The 16,509-nt window shown below is 65.3% G+C and carries 14 protein-coding genes; 9 read left to right on the forward strand and 5 right to left on the reverse strand.

Features of this window, described 5'->3' with window-relative positions:
• Position 1 precedes the first annotated feature (1 nt).
• From ACIA5G_RS19330 to ACIA5G_RS19350, 5 genes are all read right to left on the reverse strand, one after another.
• Entirely contained in the window at positions 2 to 1,561 is a 1,560-nt protein-coding gene (locus ACIA5G_RS19330; RefSeq protein WP_395924834.1) for an N-6 DNA methylase, read from the reverse strand.
• The gene (locus tag ACIA5G_RS19335) at positions 1,558 to 3,141 is read right to left on the reverse strand and encodes a restriction endonuclease subunit S (protein ID WP_395924837.1); all 1,584 of its coding nucleotides are present in this window, start codon (positions 3,139 to 3,141) and stop codon (positions 1,558 to 1,560) included. Before ACIA5G_RS19335 ends, ACIA5G_RS19330 begins: the two co-directional genes overlap by 4 nt.
• Positions 3,138 to 6,701: a DEAD/DEAH box helicase family protein gene (locus ACIA5G_RS19340; protein ID WP_395924839.1), complete on the reverse strand. Its 3,564-nt coding sequence runs from the start codon at positions 6,699 to 6,701 to the stop codon at positions 3,138 to 3,140. Before ACIA5G_RS19340 ends, ACIA5G_RS19335 begins: the two co-directional genes overlap by 4 nt.
• A gap of 411 nt (positions 6,702 to 7,112) precedes the next feature.
• Positions 7,113 to 7,307 (reverse strand): DUF397 domain-containing protein, encoded by a 195-nt coding sequence (locus tag ACIA5G_RS19345; RefSeq protein ID WP_395924841.1) that lies wholly within the window; start codon positions 7,305 to 7,307, stop codon positions 7,113 to 7,115.
• 2 nt (positions 7,308 to 7,309) lie between these two features.
• Complete coding sequence (locus tag ACIA5G_RS19350) at positions 7,310 to 8,161, reverse strand: helix-turn-helix domain-containing protein (protein WP_395924843.1); 852 nt, start codon at positions 8,159 to 8,161, stop codon at positions 7,310 to 7,312.
• Positions 8,162 to 8,276: 115 nt separating this feature from the next.
• On the opposite strand from ACIA5G_RS19350, the gene ACIA5G_RS19355 reads away from it, so the two are divergent.
• From ACIA5G_RS19355 to ACIA5G_RS19395, 9 genes are all read left to right on the forward strand, one after another.
• The gene (locus tag ACIA5G_RS19355; RefSeq protein WP_395924845.1) at positions 8,277 to 8,570 is read left to right on the forward strand and encodes a hypothetical protein; all 294 of its coding nucleotides are present in this window, start codon (positions 8,277 to 8,279) and stop codon (positions 8,568 to 8,570) included.
• Positions 8,567 to 8,923, forward strand: a complete 357-nt coding sequence (locus tag ACIA5G_RS19360; protein WP_395924847.1) for a hypothetical protein — start codon at positions 8,567 to 8,569, stop codon at positions 8,921 to 8,923. Before ACIA5G_RS19355 ends, ACIA5G_RS19360 begins: the two co-directional genes overlap by 4 nt.
• Positions 8,924 to 8,951: 28 nt before the next feature.
• On the forward strand, positions 8,952 to 9,170 hold the full coding sequence (locus ACIA5G_RS19365; RefSeq protein ID WP_395924849.1) for a hypothetical protein: 219 nt from the start codon (positions 8,952 to 8,954) through the stop codon (positions 9,168 to 9,170).
• A 3-nt stretch (positions 9,171 to 9,173) separates the two neighbouring features.
• Complete coding sequence (locus ACIA5G_RS19370; RefSeq protein WP_395924851.1) at positions 9,174 to 9,968, forward strand: Scr1 family TA system antitoxin-like transcriptional regulator; 795 nt, start codon at positions 9,174 to 9,176, stop codon at positions 9,966 to 9,968.
• 780 nt (positions 9,969 to 10,748) lie between these two features.
• On the forward strand, positions 10,749 to 11,345 hold the full coding sequence (locus ACIA5G_RS19375; RefSeq protein WP_395924853.1) for a hypothetical protein: 597 nt from the start codon (positions 10,749 to 10,751) through the stop codon (positions 11,343 to 11,345).
• A gap of 1 nt (position 11,346) precedes the next feature.
• Entirely contained in the window at positions 11,347 to 12,303 is a 957-nt protein-coding gene (locus ACIA5G_RS19380; RefSeq protein ID WP_395924855.1) for a DUF2637 domain-containing protein, read from the forward strand.
• Positions 12,304 to 13,321: 1,018 nt separating this feature from the next.
• A complete protein-coding gene (locus tag ACIA5G_RS19385) occupies positions 13,322 to 13,960 on the forward strand; it encodes a hypothetical protein (RefSeq protein WP_395924857.1) in 639 nt (212 codons plus the stop codon).
• Positions 13,947 to 15,560: a type IV secretory system conjugative DNA transfer family protein gene (locus ACIA5G_RS19390; RefSeq protein WP_395924859.1), complete on the forward strand. Its 1,614-nt coding sequence runs from the start codon at positions 13,947 to 13,949 to the stop codon at positions 15,558 to 15,560. The genes ACIA5G_RS19385 and ACIA5G_RS19390 overlap by 14 nt, the downstream gene beginning before the upstream one ends.
• Positions 15,533 to 16,417, forward strand: a complete 885-nt coding sequence (locus ACIA5G_RS19395) for a replication-relaxation family protein (RefSeq protein WP_395924861.1) — start codon at positions 15,533 to 15,535, stop codon at positions 16,415 to 16,417. Before ACIA5G_RS19390 ends, ACIA5G_RS19395 begins: the two co-directional genes overlap by 28 nt.
• The last annotated feature ends 92 nt before the right edge of the window (positions 16,418 to 16,509 follow it).

Below are 16,509 nucleotides of genomic sequence, written 5' to 3' on the forward strand. Positions count from 1 at the left end.
TTCATAGCGTTTCTCCTGGCTCACTCGCCTCGTTTTCGAATGAAACTTCTCCACCAAGCGCTTCCGTGATCGCGGCGAACTCACCAAGCGCAGCCTGCAAGTCCTCGACAATTTCCTGGGCGATCACCTCGGGTGCCAGCAGGCTATTAGCGTCGTCGAGCGCCAGGTCCTCCATCCAGGTGATGTCGAGGTTGACCTTATCGCGGGCGACGAGATCGTCATAGTCGAAAGCCTTGAAGCGCGGCGATTCCACTCGCTCGTTACGAGGCTTGCCAGGCAGATATACCTCGACGAAGTCTTCCAAATCCACGCGGCGTAGCGGGTGCTGCTTGAGGGTGAAATGTTTGGCGGTACGCAAGTCGTAGATCCACAGCTTCGAGGTGTTGTGAGCGTCTCCGCTACGGGGAGGCTTCTTCTCGAAGAACAGGACGTTCGCTTTGACGCCGCCCGCATAGAAGATGCCGGTTGGTAGGCGCAGGATCGTGTGCAAGTCGAAGTCTTCCAGCAGACGGCGACGTACTTTCTCGCCCGCGCCTCCTTCGAAGAGCACGTTATCTGGGAGCACAACAGCGGCTCGGCCGTTCATTTCCAGCAGGGACATGATGTGCTGGAGGAAATTGAGTTGCTTGTTAGTGGTCGTGGCGCGGAAGTCGTCTCGCTCGTACGAGATATCCTCCTTCGCCGCTTTGCCGTCTGTGCCGACGATGGTGATCGAAGACTTCTTGCCGAAGGGCGGGTTGGCGAGGACGAGCGAGGCGTGCCGCTTGGGCAGCTCGGCAAGCGCGTCGCCTACGGTGATGAGTGACGGACCGTCGGCGTCGCCAATACCGTGCAACAACATGTTCATTGCGGCGAGGCGAGCAGTGCCGGTGACCAGTTCGTTGCCCCAGATCTTGCCGGAGCCGAGAGCGAGGCGTTGTTCGCGGGAGAGCTCCCGCATGTGATTCTCACGGATGTAGTGGTGCGCAGCGATGAGGAACCCACCGGTGCCGCAGGCGGGGTCGGTTATTGTATCTTCCGGCCCCGGCTGCATTACGTCCACCATGGCGTCAATGAGCGCGCGGGGCGTGAAGTACTGGCCAGCTCCCGTCTTGGTGTCTTCAGCGCCCTTGGCGAGCAGGCCCTCATAGGCGTCACCCTTGAGGTCTGTGCCCTGGATTGTCCAATCCTCCTTGCCGATTAGGTCGACGACGAGCTTTTCGAGTAGTGCAGGCTCGGTAATGCGGTTCTGCGACTTGGCGAAGATCGTACCGAGCGTGGTGCCTGGGTTCTTGGCGAGCGCAGCGAGGATCTCGCGGTAATGGATTTCGAGGTCGATGCCTTTGAGGCGGACTAGCGACCGCCAGTCGTACTTGGCGGGCACAACGGTCTTGGCCTCTTGTTCGGTGAACGGGTCCGAGGCGATCTCGTCGGCCATCTTGAGAAAGAGCAGGTACGAGAGTTGCTCAACATATTCTATGGTTGACAGGCCGTTATCCCGCAGGACGTTACAGTAGTTCCAAAGCTTGACGACCAAGGCGTTAGTTTGCGCGTTGGCCTTGATGTGGGAGACGGTGGTCACAGCGGTAGCTCCTGCTGAACTGCAAAGGTGGATACGGTGGTTGAGGGTGTGGACGGTGCGTCCGTGGAGGCCACCCTCTTCCGAGGTTTACGGGCAGCGCGGGTGGGCGCGCTCCTGCCGCGTTTAACCTCGCGTTCGATATGGATACGGCCTAGGAGTGCGGACGCAGGCTCGTCGGCAGGATCTTGGGGCACAAGCCTGCCGTTGAATGCATGACTGAGTAAGGATTCTCGCAGGTAGGCGGCACGCTCAAGGGTACGTTGAGATGCTTTCGACGTGCGCTCGACCTTGTCGTTCCATTCACGCAACTCTGCAAGTAGTCGGAGCTGTTCTTTATGTGGCGGCAAAGGAATCGGGAAGGACGATAATTTAGTTCCGTTCACGTTGGCTTGCCCTACCTGTTGAGCCGCAACAGAATTGATATATCGACGCCCCTCGGGGCTGTTGATGCACATGTTCACCCATTCCGGCTCAACGCCACTCGCGAGCTGGCAGCGGATGAGATATGAGGCGAAGGTGGCTGGCCCGAACGAGGAGCGATAAACTGCCGACTTGCCGACTAGTTCTGCACTATTGGTGCGATTAAATAGCAGGTCCCCATCACAAAGAGACAGTTTTTGTGTATCCCGATGCTCGGATGACAGATATTTCAGATTCTGCATATCCAGGCGTCCGTCTTGAATATTCCCCATTCGCAATACGGGAATGTCGCCATCGGCTGGATCTACGTGAGCCTTCGCCGAGGAACCGTACTCGATCTTACGAGCAAGGGACCCGAGTGGCCGAATGGACCAGTGCGAAGGTGGACTCACGTAAGGACTGAGTGCAACTTGCTCAGCCGTCTTGCGGCGGTTAGTTTGTGAAACTTGAGAAACTTCATTCTCAACTTGTTGCAAGAGAATGGAGATCGACTCGTCCTCATTGTCCCAAGCGTCAAAGCCACCGTTCATGGCCATCTCAACGGATGCCTTGCGAAGTAACTTGGCTCGAAGTTGGGCGTTACCAAGCGAACTTGCGGCAGCGTCGAGACGAGAAAGGTGGCCTTCGAGGACATCCACGATCCGATACTGCTCCGCGCTCGGCGGCACAGGAATTGGCAGCTTCCGGATCTCACCCAAGCCTAATCGAGGACGTCCCACACCCTTAATCCTGGAAGCTGTATAGCGTCGAACAAAGGGGGACAGTAGTGCATACAGGACCCACTTCGTCGACACGGTCTCGTGTATACGTGCGCGTATTACGTCAGCCTTGACTATTGCCGGACCGTCAAGCTTTGGAACGATCGCCACGCGGGGAAGAATTTCTCCCAATGAGGCGACAATAAGGTCGCCTTCCTTTGCTTCGTGATTCCTGAGTGTTTCGAAGTGCTCAAGGCTGACGTAGGCCCGTTCATCTCGAAAAACGCCGTCGCCCACATTCTGTAGTCGAAGTACACGTGCGCCACTGGGCGTGTAGTGGGCCGACTTAAGGTTGGAGCCGAATGGGCCATCTGTAATGGAACGCGATTCAACTGAAAGGAGCGATTCCAAGGTTGCCCAATCCCAACCCGGCGGCAGTTCGTTTTTGTCTAATTCGCTCAAGCCAACTCTCGATTCAACTCACTCAGCAAAGACCGGACATCCCGACCCGGAAACGCATGCTGGAATCCTCGTCCGCCACCGCGCCCCTTGAAGGGTTCAGCGTTGATTTCGACCGTGCTGATGCCGACATCACTCGCCACCACATCCCGGATAGACCCTAGCCACCACAATTGCTCGTTCGAGAATTCGGCGCCAGCCTGCTGTTGCTTCAGCAGCCATGCATCAAAGCGTTCTTCGACCGTGTCTCGGTATAGTCGCAACTCCTGGTCTACACCTAACTCATATCGAATAAGTGAGATTAGGTCGGGAATTCCCGCCTCCCGTCCGCCGCCAGCGTGCACCGCTGCGCCTAGATCCTCGTAATATGTCCACAAAGCCTGTGGCGTCCACGCGTACTGCGGGCGGCGAATCTCTATTGCCAGCTCCTGGAGGGCAGCGTAGGTTTCCGCGGGCGAAACGGAGCGCGGGCTCGTGAGCGCAATAGTGACCGCAGCGATGCGGTCACGCTCCTCCTCAAGGAGTCGGCTCCAGCGGCCGATCTGTTCCCGGGCGCGCTCCTCGCGCGGAACCTCTCTGACGTCCATCATCTTGACAATCGTGGCGTCGTCGATTAAGTAATCTTTATCCCGTCGGATCTCGATGATGTGTCGACGCAACTCCGGGCTCTCGAAGAGCGGCGCGATCGCGTGCTCGATTAGCTGCCGGGCCGCTGCCTTACCGCCCTGCTCCTGTGCTCGTTCCTGCCGGTCCGGATCCACAGCCTTAACGATGCTGCTCGCGATTTCCGAGAGGGCTCGGCCGCCAGACGTACGTGTCAATTGGTCGCGTTCTTCATCCGTCAACTGCTGGTTGAGGCGCGCTAATCTCCCCGCCAAGATCTCCGCCTCGCCTGCGCTGATCGACTTCGTGCCAGCCTTGTCCAGTAGCTTCGCCAAGGACACCTGCTGTGCACCTGCTGGTACGAGGGGGCGGGCGTCGACCAGGGGTGAGTCTGTTACACCCACCGCGTCCACCAGCACAAAGCGGTCTTTACGCACGGAGGCGTCCGCCTCGGGCGTGACCTCCTGAAGCTCGGTCGGGTCGATGGTTCGGGCACCGCGTCCCTTCATTTGCTCGAACAGCACAGCACTGCGCACTTCGCGCAGGAAGATCACGCATTCCAGTGCCTTGACGTCAGTACCGGTCGCGATCATGTCGACTGTGACGGCGACCCGCATCCGAGATGACGTCCGCAGTGCCCGGATCAACTCGTCCGGGTCCTCGCCGGCCTGTCGACTTTTGTATGTGATCTTCTTCGCGAAGTCGTCTCCGCGCCCGAAGACCTCCTTGACCTGGGCGAGGATGTCCTCGGCATGGTCCTCGCCGACCGCAAAGATCAAAGTTTTCGGCAGTTCACGGCGGCCGGGGAACCAGCGGCGCCAGTTGTCCCGGTAGGCGGTTAGCACGGCTCTGATCTCGTCCACCGTGACTACTGATCGGCCAATCTGCCCGGTCGTGTAAGTGAAGTCGTCGTCCAGTTCCTGATAGCGTTGGCGCCTCGTCTTTCGATCCTTCACCCGAACTGTGGTGCCGGATTCGATCGTCGCAGCGCCCTTCTCTCGGAGGTCAGTCCGTATTCGTACAACGTCGAAGTCGACGTTCACGCCGTCCGCGACAGCCTGTGGGTAGGTGTACTCAGAAACCAGATTGCGGCCGAAAAAGCCGAGAGTCTGCATTGTCGGAGTGGCCGTCAGGCCGACTAGATGGGCGTCAAAGTACTCCAGGACACCCCGCCACAAGCCATAGATGGACCTGTGGCACTCGTCGATGATGATCAGGTCGAAAGACTCGATCGGCACATTCGGGTTGTAGGTGACGTCGATAGGCATGTCTGTTTCGTAAGTGTCCTCGTACGCCAAGCTGTCCGCAGCCTCATCTGCCTGCTCGTCGTCGACGAGTGCTTCTCCGCGCAGCAGCGAGTACATCTTCTGGATGGTGCAGATGACCACTGAAGATGTGTCTTGGAGTCCCGCCGCCCCAAGTCGGTCGATGTTGTAGATGTCAGACAGCTTGCGACCGTCATCAGGTGTGGTGAACTTGCGGAACTGGTCGTAGGCCTGCTTGCCGAGGTTGTTGCGGTCGACAAGAAAAAGGACTCGGCGTGCTTTGGAGTGTTTGAGCAGCCGGTAGGTCTGTGCCACGGCCGTGAACGTCTTGCCCGCCCCCGTGGCCATCTGGATCAGCGCCCGCGGGCGGTCTTCCCCGAGGGATTTCTCCAGACCGCTGATTGCGTCTATCTGGGCAAGTCGCAGCCCGTTCGGTTCGAGTATGGGCAGTTGGCGTAGCGCTGCTCGGAACGTCCGGGCACCTGGAGTTCCGTCTGCACGCAGCATCCAGCCAGCGACCGTCTCCGGGCGATGGAAGGAGAACACCTCGCGGGAGCGGGCATATGGGTCGAGCCGGTTGATGAAGTACGTCTCGGTACCGGTCGTCGCGTAGCGAAAGGAGAAAGGTTCTGGTTCTCGCCAGACGGCGAGACGGTGTTCCTTAAGGACACCGGCTGCGTATCGGTCATTCTGCTCGACGGCGCTGGATAGATGGTCGCCCTCACGTTTGGCCTCCACGACACCGACGATCTTGCCGTCGACATACAACACGTAGTCGGCGCGTCCGGTTGCGAGGGTGAACTCACGAACCGCGACTCCCTGGCCCGCGGTCGGGTTGACCTGGTCGCGATCCTGGACAATCCACCCAGTGGCACGCAGCATCGTGTCGATGGTCTCGCGAGCCTGGACCTCGTTGAGTGGCGCGGGACGTTGGGCGCGGTGGATGATTGCTTCGCGCCGCTTGGCGTCGACTTGTCGAGGTTGTTGTCGAGCGGCGTCGTACTTCGTCTGCTGGGCAGCTCGCAGCTCTTCGATCTGCGCGGTAAGTTGCTCGACTCGATCGAGCAACTGGGCCTGGTTCGTCCCTGCGCTGGAGATCAGGTGTTCAGCCTCGGCCCGCGCCTTGCGCTCGGCCTCCAGGGCATCAGTGGACTCGGCCAGGCGCATGCGGGCCTGGGTCAGGGCTTGGCGGTGGCCATCGAGGGCTTCGCGTAGCTCAGTCAGCTCAGCCGGGCTCGTAACCGGCAGGTGTTTATCGGGTTGCTTGGGCGGAACGAACTCGGCGACCGTTCGGCGGCCTTCGATCGCATCATGGAACCAAAGGCCGAGCTTGTAGCAGAGCCGCACGGCGGCCAAGGCGTTCGCTGTGTCGAAGAGGTGCCGGTGGGCGGCCTTGTTTCGGTCGCGACGCAGCTGGTCGAAGTCGTCGCGGATGCCACTGACGAGCACGCCAGCCTTGGTCAAAGCGGTCAGGCGGTCGACCTGGCGATCGCCGTCGATGCGCATTCCGATGCGAGTGATGAGCTCCTCGGCCAGGACTTCACCGAACTGGCCAGCCTGAATCAGTGAGGAGTTCGGATTCGTGAAGACAGTCGCCTCGGCGAGAGCGCCATAGATCGACAAGAGAGGCTGATGTGGGTAGAGGAGCCCGAAGTTCGGTGACCCCTTCGCGACATCACGAAGTCGCTCGTCCACGTGACCCCTTCCTGCCCTGAAAGCAACGGCAAGCCTACGGAAGCTGTCTGAACTCGGTGCGGCTGCCCAGACATACGAACCGTAGAGACGTCGGATCTTAACTATGTGGTCGGCGACGGGCTGGGCTTCGCTACCAACGACCTATGGGCCAAATGGGTGGCTCTCATCGGAGGTTGTCGGTCGCGCGAACCGTCTTCGGTTGTGACCTGCGGATCTAGCTGAGAGCGGCTCGCATGCCGCACGAACAACCTGGGACGGGAGGCGGGCGGCCGAGGCGAGTCCCCCCGTGACCTGCGGTGGCCCGCACTACTTCCTCGACGACGTCGCCGCGGCGCAACTCCCGTGGGCAACGGCCGGGTACAGAACGGAGCCCCGGCGTTCACGCATCGCCGGGGCCCCGCTGTTAGCCGGTCACTTCGCGGCGACACACCCGCGGAAGGCGGACCAGGTGGCCGGCGTGACCACGAGGGTCCCGCCGTCGCGGTCCTTGGTGTCCCTGATGCCCACAACCGGGGCGCCGAGGGCCACCTCCACGCAGTTGTTCTCACCGCCGCTGGATCGGCTGGACTTGCGCCACGCGGCGCCCGACAGCTCGTCGTAGCTCACTGTCATCCTCCTGCCACCAGAGCGTCTATGCGTTGCTCTAGCAGCGCGATCGTCTCACGCTCGCCGGCGGCGTTGATGGCCAGGGAGTCGAACGTCAGGCGGTAGACCTCGATGTCGCTCGCGCCGGACAGGCAGTCGGCTCGCGTGAGGTCTTCAAGGTTGACCCAGTGCGTTGCCGTGCCGCCGAGGTCGAGCGTCAAGAACGTGAAGCCGACGCCCAGCGACGCGTGCTCGCCGGCGCTGAACGGAAAGATCTGCATCGTCACGTGGTCGAGGTCGGCGAGTTCCTGCAGGTACTTGACCTGCTCGGTCATCACCTGCCGACCGCCGGTCATGATGTGGAGCGCGGCCTCGCCGAGCACGAGGTGGACCCGAGGCGGGTTCTCGCGGTGGAGCAGGCTACGTCGCCGCATCCGCGCTTCGACGACCTTCTCGACGTCGGCCGCCGCGACCACGGGTGACCGCGAGATCAGCCGCCGGGCGTACTCCTCCGTCTGGAACAAGCCGGGGATCAGTTCGCCCTGGAAGATCTCCAGCTTGGCCGCGTCCTGCTCGAGGCCAAGGAACGGCCTGGACCACTCCGGGACCTTGCCGTAGCTCCCGCGCTTGCGTGCCTGCTGGCCGATCTCGCGCAGCTCGGCCGCGGTCGCCTCGTCGGCACTGAAGAGGTCGAGCAGCTTGTCGACTTCGGCCACCTTCAGGGTGGCCTGGCCGTTGTCCACCCGGCTGAGCTTCGAGAGGTCCCAGCCCATCGCGTGAGCGACCGTCTCGCGATCCATGTCGCGGTCCTCGCGCAACGCCTTGAGCTTGCGTCCCAGCGATACGCGGTACGCGGCCGGCCCGGTTCCACTCATGGCGCAAAGGTTACCGCGCGTGAACCTTGCATCGCGTCCCGGTTGTGTAACTCACATATGTAGGTTTAGTGTGTGACTTACATCAACCATGTTCAGTGTGGGTAGAGGGCCGATGATGAGCGACCAGGTGATCACGACCAAGGGCAACGCGACGGCGACGACGGACCGGATCGAATACGCGGGCGCAAGCTGGTACGCACGGCAGCTCATCCCGTCCGGTGAAGTCCACTGGTTCTATGGTCCCCGGCTTCGCCCCGGCGTCGAGAAGGCGTTGGCCTGGTGCGACATCCGCGAGAACCACACGCCGGTCTTCATCGACGCGGAGCAGGTCGGCGCGACTCCCGGAAACGCCGCGCCGTGCGCGACGTGCGCGCACCTTGCGCCCCTTCCTACCAGGAGTGACCGGTGACCATCCTCGACGAACGGCCCCGGACACCCACCCCGCGGCCGAAGTGCACCCGCTGGGAGTGGCACTTCTTCGAGGCGGACGGATGGGCGCACCTGTACCCGGTCGCCGAGTTGGCGGATCCACGGCTGGAACTGCTGCGCCCGTCGTGCCTGCGGGGTGCGCCTTTTCCGCTCGAACACGATCGGCCGAGCATCGATCGGCGTCGCCTGCCGGCGCCAGGGCGCGGCTGGACGTGCCCGGCGTGCGCGGCTCATGCCTCGGCGAGCATTCCGCTCCCGCGGCCCGGAACGCCGGTCGTCGGCCAGTTCGTCGGCGACCTGTTCGAGGTGGTGACCCGCGATGGACGCACGTGACCGCCAACTGCTCGCTGGACTTGCGCGGGTGAACACCGAGATCGGCAACGTGACGGTGCAACTGCTGCGCCTTCAGTCCGCCGACGCCGATTATGCGGCCGGGCTCCGCATGCTCGGCCGGGACTTGGCACGAATCGGCGCCGAGCTGGCCGCGCGTGCCGGCGAGCTGGACGGGAAGGAACTCGATCCGGCAACGCTGTTTGACGAGCCAGATGAGCATGCCCAACGACCGAACGGAGCGGTCTGACCTGTGACCGACGCAGCACCCTTACCAGCTCTCATCGTCCTTGCGAGCGGGCTCCGCGAGGCCCGCACCCGACGCGGTATCAAGCTGCGCCGGCTCGCTGACATGGTCGACCTCCACCCGGGTGTGCTGTCAGCCTTTGAACTCGGCAGACGCGTACCGCCGGACACCACCGTGGCGCACATCCTCGGCGTTCTGAGGTCGCCGAACACCGTGCGCGAACAACTTGTCGACCTTGCCCGCCGTGCTCATGAACGCGATTTTATCGACCACACCGGGCGCGACGAAGACCTCCTGCGTGCGACGTACGAACAGCGAGCGACGCACGTGACCGAGTGGTCGCCGTCGTTGATTCCGCAGGCGCTGCAAACCGTCGACTACGCCCATGCGTTGCGGGAGACCAACCTGCTCGACCCGGACACCGCCGACATGCGATCCCTCGCCCGAACAGTGCAGCAACTCTCTGCGCTGAACGAGCCGGGGCCGCGACACACGTTTCTGATCGGCGAAGCCGCCACACGAACCGAAGCCAGTTCGCCAACCATGCTCCGCGACCAGCTCGACGCGGTGACCACCATGACACGGCACCCACGCATGTCCGTGCGCCTTGTCCCGGCGATCGACTGCCCGCCAGGCCTGGTCGAACCGTTCACCTTGTACGAAGACCGCGCCGGCGCCTTTGCCGTCGCGGTGCGCCATCACCAGGGCGCCGTGTTCCTGACCCACGACGCCGCCTTGGCGACCTACAAGAAGACCGCCAAATCGCTACAACGCCGCGCCACGGACAACGCGTGGCCCTGACAAAGCTCCCGGTCGGCGCGTCCTGTCATCCCTCCAGACGGCGCGCCGACCCGGGCGCCAACTTCCCCGCCCTGCGGGGAAGGCCAGTGCCCCCGGCGGTTCACGCAGCCGGGGGCACTGCGCGCAGGAAAGCTGACGTTTTGCCGGACAAGCCGGCATCGCTCCCAGAACATTTGCCCCGGCGCCCGACGTCGATGTCCAGTGATCTTCGAGTCGAGTGTTACGAGCGAGTCGTTGTCAAGGGGTAACTTATCTCAATGACGTGATACGCGTCACAATTGACAAATTCTTCTTGATCTTTGCGGATTGGTTGTGCAACCTAGGAGGTCCTAGCTTGTGATCGCCGTCACGGGCCTGCGTGAGTGGGTTGGTGCTGGTGGTTGCGGGTTGGGCGCTAACTCGGTTGACCGGCCGTCCGATCCTCAGCATAGGGACGCATGGAGTTGAGGTGTCACCGGTAGCGCGCAGTGCCAGGTTGACCGGACCTGATGCGGTACGCCCCTCGTGGCTAGGCCGCTGCCGGTCGAGGGACCGAGCCCCCGGATGCCGGGGTGCCGCCTCGCGAGCCCCGTTCGGGGCTGTGCAACCGCTGCACTGCTGATCGCCTCCCCCGGAGATGCCTGTGTTCGTGGCGCGCCTGCGTGATCACGCACGGGATTTTCCGGTCAATTTCCGATAACGGCCTGTCCTCAAGACGCTGTTTTTTCGGAACTAGTAGGTGACCAGGGCAGCTCTGCCGCTGGTTGCGGCGGCGGGGTTCGAGAGTCAGGAGTGATGGTCATGGCTGAGTACGGCTACTACTGCGGAGATTCCCGGTACCGGGACACGGATGTGCGCCGCGATGCGGCGATGCCGTCCGGGTTCGCGCCGGAGGAGGCGTTGCCGGTGGCGTTCCGGCGCGCGGAGCGGTTGCAGGGCCGGGAGGTCGGCTACCGGCTCGCCGAAGCGCTGTTGGTGCACGGCGCGCCGGTGTCGGTGGCTACGTCGTTGATGGAGGTTCCGCGTCACCTGCCGGAGCAGCGTCGGCAGGCGTGGCGTAAGCGGGAAGCACGGTTGTGCGGTGACGTTCGGGTGTGCTCGATGCCGGTGACCGGCTGCCGCACCCACGGCGACACCCTGGCGTGGCACAAGGGCGCGTGGCGCTGCACGGTGCCGACATGCCCGAGTGAGCGGGCGGCGAAGGATCAGCGGCGGCACTGCCCGGAACCGGCGGCCGCGCTGATCGACTACCCGTCCGGGCACAACCGCCGCGTCTGCGCCGGGCATCTGGCATCCGAACGCGCGCTGTGGGCCGACGCCCCGGCCGAGGCCACTATCCGCGTCTCACCGTCGCTGCTGACGATCCTGCGGAACGCGCACGCGAGGGAACGTGTCTGAGGTGAGCCGCGTGCCCTGCCCCGGCCCGACGGCCGGGGCAGGGTGGCGGCGCTGGTTGCAACGCGGTGCGGCCGGGCTGGTCGCGGCCGTGGCGGCGTACGCGTCGTATGAGCATCAGCGGGCGTTCGCGCTTGGTCACGGCGCGCACGGGATCGCGGCGGCAGTGTGGCCGCTGAGCGTGGACGGGCTGTTGGTCCTGGCCAGTCTGGCGTTGCTGGACCCCGGGTTGCCGCTCGCGCGGGGATGGGTGCGGCTGGTGGTCCGGGTGGCGTTCGCGGCGGGGATCTGCGTGTCGCTGGCCGCGAACGTGGCCGCAGCCGGCGGGTGGAGCGCCGCGGGCGTGCTGGTGGCGGGCTGGCCCCCGGTCGCGCTGCTCCTGTCGGCGGAAATCCTCATCCACTCCACCACCCACCACCCCGACGCCCCCGGGACACGCACCGATGTCCCGGGACACTCCCGCACGCTCACCGTCGCGGGAGTATCCGGCGAGACCGTCTCGCCGGAGACCGAGACCGGAACGGCCATACCCGGGGATGGCCCCGCCGTGTCCTCCGCTTCGGGTGAGGTACTGCGTCCGGGGCGGGTGGTGCGGCGGGGTGAGGCACAGCGGTTGATGTGGGAGCACTACCGGGCCGCTCTCGCCGCCGGGCACACCCCGACCGGGGCGGAGTTGGATCGGGTCGCGGGCACCAACGACTACGGGCGCGCGGTGCTGGCACGCTGGCGCCGAACCGGCCGCATCCCCACCACCGAACCCGACGAGACCGGCTCCACTGTGGACACCGAGAGTCCGACAGACCCGGCGACCGATCCGGGGACGCGCGGGAGTGTCTCGGACATCCCCGGGAACCCGGTACGACTGTTCGGGACACGTCCGGATACTGCCGATCGTCCCGGGGCTGCTGTCGAGGACTCGCACACGGGGCCTGCCGGGGAGTCGGGCAGGGCCGCCGCATGACGCCCGAGACGCGACGCACATGGTCCGGTCGTCCCGGCGACGGAACGGCGGGACAGTCCCGGACGTGACGGGAGAACCGGGAGCGCGGGCCGCCGGATGCGCCTGGCTCCCGACCGCCTAGGTGAATAGCGCTTGCGTCGTGCTGACCGTGTCTTGAGAACGCATTCGGTCAGGACCGTGATTCACGCTGCTCGAAAACTCAGTCAGAGAAGGGAATCCGTCATGTCCACAACCGCGCTGGTCTTGTCATCCGGTTGCGCCATCACTCAAGCCTGCACACTCGATTGAGGAGGTTTCCCATGCTGTACAGCGACTTTAACACACTGTTGGTGTCGGCCGCGACATCACCGACACCGACCCCATCGGGTTCCGCATGCGCGGACGCGCACGGGATCGGGTCGTTCCTCTGTGATCCGTCCACGGCGAACGGATGGCTCTCGGCCCTGTCCTTCATGCTCTGGCGGTGGCTGCAAGCCTGGTGGCCGCTGCTGGTGATCGCTGCCGTGGTGGCGTTGACCGCAGGCGCGCTGCTGGCGGTCGCGGTCCGCCGGGCGCGTCGGGAAGCGCGGGAATCGGCACAGTGGGTGGAGATCGTGCCGCCCGCATCGATGCCCCGTGATGGTGCGGCCGCGTTGTGGCACGCGTTGGCGGGACTGCTGTATCGCACCCGGCGGGGCGGGATCGCGCCGCGTCAACTCGCGGTGGAGTTCGCCGCCGACGCCGGCCGGGTTCGGGCCGGGGTGTGGGTGCCGCCCGCCCTGCCGGTGGGGCCGGTCGCGGACGCGATCGCCCACGTGTGGCCCGGCGCGCGGGTCCACGCCACCGAACCGCCCGTATGGACAGCCGACCCGGACCGTCCGCGCGGCCGGGTGAGGGCAGCGGAGATCTTCCCTGCGGGTGGGCCGTGGGTGCCGCTGACCGACCCCGGCCCGCGCACGCGGCCGGTGGATGCCGGGGACGCGGACCCGTTGCGCGCCATGCTGGCCAGGTTGGCGCGGCTCGGTCCGGGGGAACGGGCGTGCGTGCAGCTGACCGTCACCCCGGAGCGGGCCACCACGGCCGGGCGCGGCCGGTCGTCGGCGTGGTGGCGCGCGGGCTGCTCGCGGTGCTCACCCTGCCGTTCAAAGCGGTGCTGGCGGTCGTGGATCTGTTCCTGCCCGGCCCCTCCGGGGCAAGCGGACCGCAGGTCCGTCCGCACGGTGACCGGCCCGACGTGGAGGACCCGGCGACCGAGGCGCGGCGGAAGGCGGTCGCGGTCAAGCAGGGGCACGGGCCGCACCTGCGGGTGACGCTGCGCGTCGCCTACACCGGACCCGGCGGCGGGCACAAGGTGCACCGTCGTGCGGTGGGCGTGCTGGCGGGCGGGTTCGATCTGGTCGCGCCGTTGGCGTCCCTGCGCACCCACACCACCCGTCATGCCCCGGCCCGCCTCGACGGGCGGCGTCCCGCGCGTGCCCGCTACAGCTTCGCCGCCACGGTGGGCGAGCTGGCGGCGCTGTGGCATCTGCCGGACGAGCCCACGCAGTACGGCATGGCCGACACGGTGACCCGCGTCCGCCCGGCGGGCTGGGCACTGCCGCACGTGCGTCGCACGCGGCCGCGCCGCACTCCGCACCTGCCGACCGACCCGAAGGGGGCTCGCGATGAAGCAGCCTGACACCCGATCCGCCACCGGACCGACTCCGTGCGCCGACCGGGCACGTGGTGGGCAACGGCGGGGGCCGCGCCGGCTGCGGCTCACCCCGGCGGAACATCCGGCACGTCAGCACCCGAAGGTGCTCGGTGCGTCCAACTGGGACGACTCGGACGACCTGATCGGCGTGGAAGTGGCCGACGCGCGCCATCACGTCCACGTGCAAGGTGTCACAGGCTCGGGGAAGTCCACGTGGCTGGCCAATCACGTACTCGGCGAAGCCGAAGCGGGGCGCGGCGTGGCCCTGCTGGACTGCCAAGGCGACCTCGCCCGGCACGTGCTCGACCGGCTCCCGGCCCGCTGCGGGGACCGGCTGATCATCCTGGACCCGGCCGAATCCGCGGCACCCCCGGCGTGGAACGTGCTCGCTCCCGCGCCGGGGGCGCGGACGGCGGCGGCCGGGCGGGAATGGGCTGCCGAGAACGTCGTCGGCGTCTTCCGGCGGCTATACGTCGCGTGGTGGGGTCCGCGCATGGACGACGTGATGCGCGCCGCGTGTCTGACGTTGGCGCGGCGGCCGGGCTCGACCCTGGCCGACGTGATCCCGATCCTGACGCGTCCGGAGTTCCGCCGCATCCTGCTCGCCGAACACGGCGAACCGGATGGGCTGGACGGCTTCTGGGACGGCTTCGACCAACTCAGCGTGGGGCAGCGTGCTCAGCTGTGCGGGCCGATCCTGTCCCGGTTGCGCGGGGTGCTCTCGCGGCGGTTCGCCCGGGACCTGCTCGGCACTGCGCGGTCCACGATCGACCTCACCGACGTGCTGGACGGCGGAATCCTCATCGCCCGACTGGCGAAAGGCGAAATCGGGGAGAACACCGCCCAACTCGTCGGGTCGCTGCTGCTGTCGGGGTTGTGGTCGCATGCCATTCAGCGTTCGGCGCTGTCGCCGGAACAGCGACGCGACGCGACGATCGTGGTCGACGAATGCCACAATTTTCTGCACCTGCCCATCGGGGTTGACGACACGTTGGCCGAGGCGCGCGGCTATCGTATTTCGCTGGTGCTGGCGCACCAGCATTTGACGCAGCTGCCTGTGGAGGTGCGGGATGCGGTGAACGCGAACGCCCGCAACAAAGTACTGTTCACCGTGTCGCCCGATGACGCTTCCAAACTCGTCCGGCACGTGGCACCATATTTTACCGACCAGGATTTGTGCCGGCGGGGCGCGTTCGAGGTCGTCGCGAGGGTCGTGCACCACGGCCATGACGCGCCGCCGTTCACTCTCGCCACCGAGCCCCTGTCCCCGGCGATAGCGGGCCGGGCGCAGGCGTTGCGGGCCGCCGCCCGGACCCGGACCGGGCTACCTCGCGGTGAGCGTGCCGCCACCTCCATGACCCGCAAGGTGGACACCAAACCCGGCGTGGCAGACCTGCGCCACGCCGGCCAGTCCACACCGGACGAACCCGGGGGCAGTTCCTCCGACTACTCCGGTAGCAGCCCGCTCGGCAACTCCCTCGGCACCTTAAGGGCTGCCGGGGGAGCTGCTATCCCGCGCGGGGGTCTTTCCGCTGGTCAGCGCTCGGAGGAGGAGTCATGGGGCGAACCCGACTGGCTACTGTAGCCACCCGCTCAAGCATCAATATCACCCCCGGCAGTGTGGCTGAGGCCATCGACGCGGGGCGTCACCTCGCCGACCGGGACCGGCTCCTGATCGGCCTGCTCGCCGAGCACCGCGTGCTCACCACTGAGCAGATCACCCGGGTGGCGTTTACCAGCCCGATCACGGCGCAACACCGCCTCGCCAGGTTGACCGCGCGGGGCGTGCTGGCCCGGTTCCGTCGCTGCCTGCCCTACGGTTCCCAGTCGTGGCGCTACACGCTGGGAATGCTCGGCGTGATGATGCGCGCCGCGCACACCGGCCGCCCCATTCCGCGCCGGTCGCGGATCACCGAAACCATTCTGTCTCTGGCAGAATCGCCCCGGTTGGACCATTTGATCGGCATCAACGACTTCTTCAGTCGTCTTCATCATACGGCGAACAATAGTGAAGGAAACATGCTCGCCGAATGGTGGCCTGAACGGAAGGTTGCGGAGTCCGTGGGTGAAATCGTGCGCCCGGACAGCTACGGGCAATGGCGAGAATCGGGTCGGAGCGTGAGTTTCTTTGTCGAATACGACAACGGGACGGAAACCCTGGAAAGGCTGGTGAACAAGTTTGAAGGGTATCGGAATCTTGCGATGGCCGACATTAGCCATCCGATTCTGTTCGTGTTCTCGAACTCTGAACGGCAGAACAACTTTCACCGTGTGGCGTCCGGGCGGTACCGGGACCTGGCCGGGTTGTCGGTGGCCAGCACCGCCGCCGCCGACTACGTCGACACCAGCCCCGCCGGGGCGGTCTGGCTGCCCGTGGCCGCGCGCGAGCGCCGCCGACTGATCGACCTGCCCCACCCGGTCGCGCACCGCCGCGCCGCGTGAGCCGTCCGACCGCCCGACGGAGAGGAGCCGACAGACAAACCGTGCCCGTGCCCCGCCCGCCGAACCTGATGAGAGGAGCCGCTGCGATGCTA

The organism is Amycolatopsis sp. NPDC051758, assembly GCF_044453095.1.
Classification (GTDB): Bacteria; Actinomycetota; Actinomycetes; order Mycobacteriales; family Pseudonocardiaceae; genus Amycolatopsis.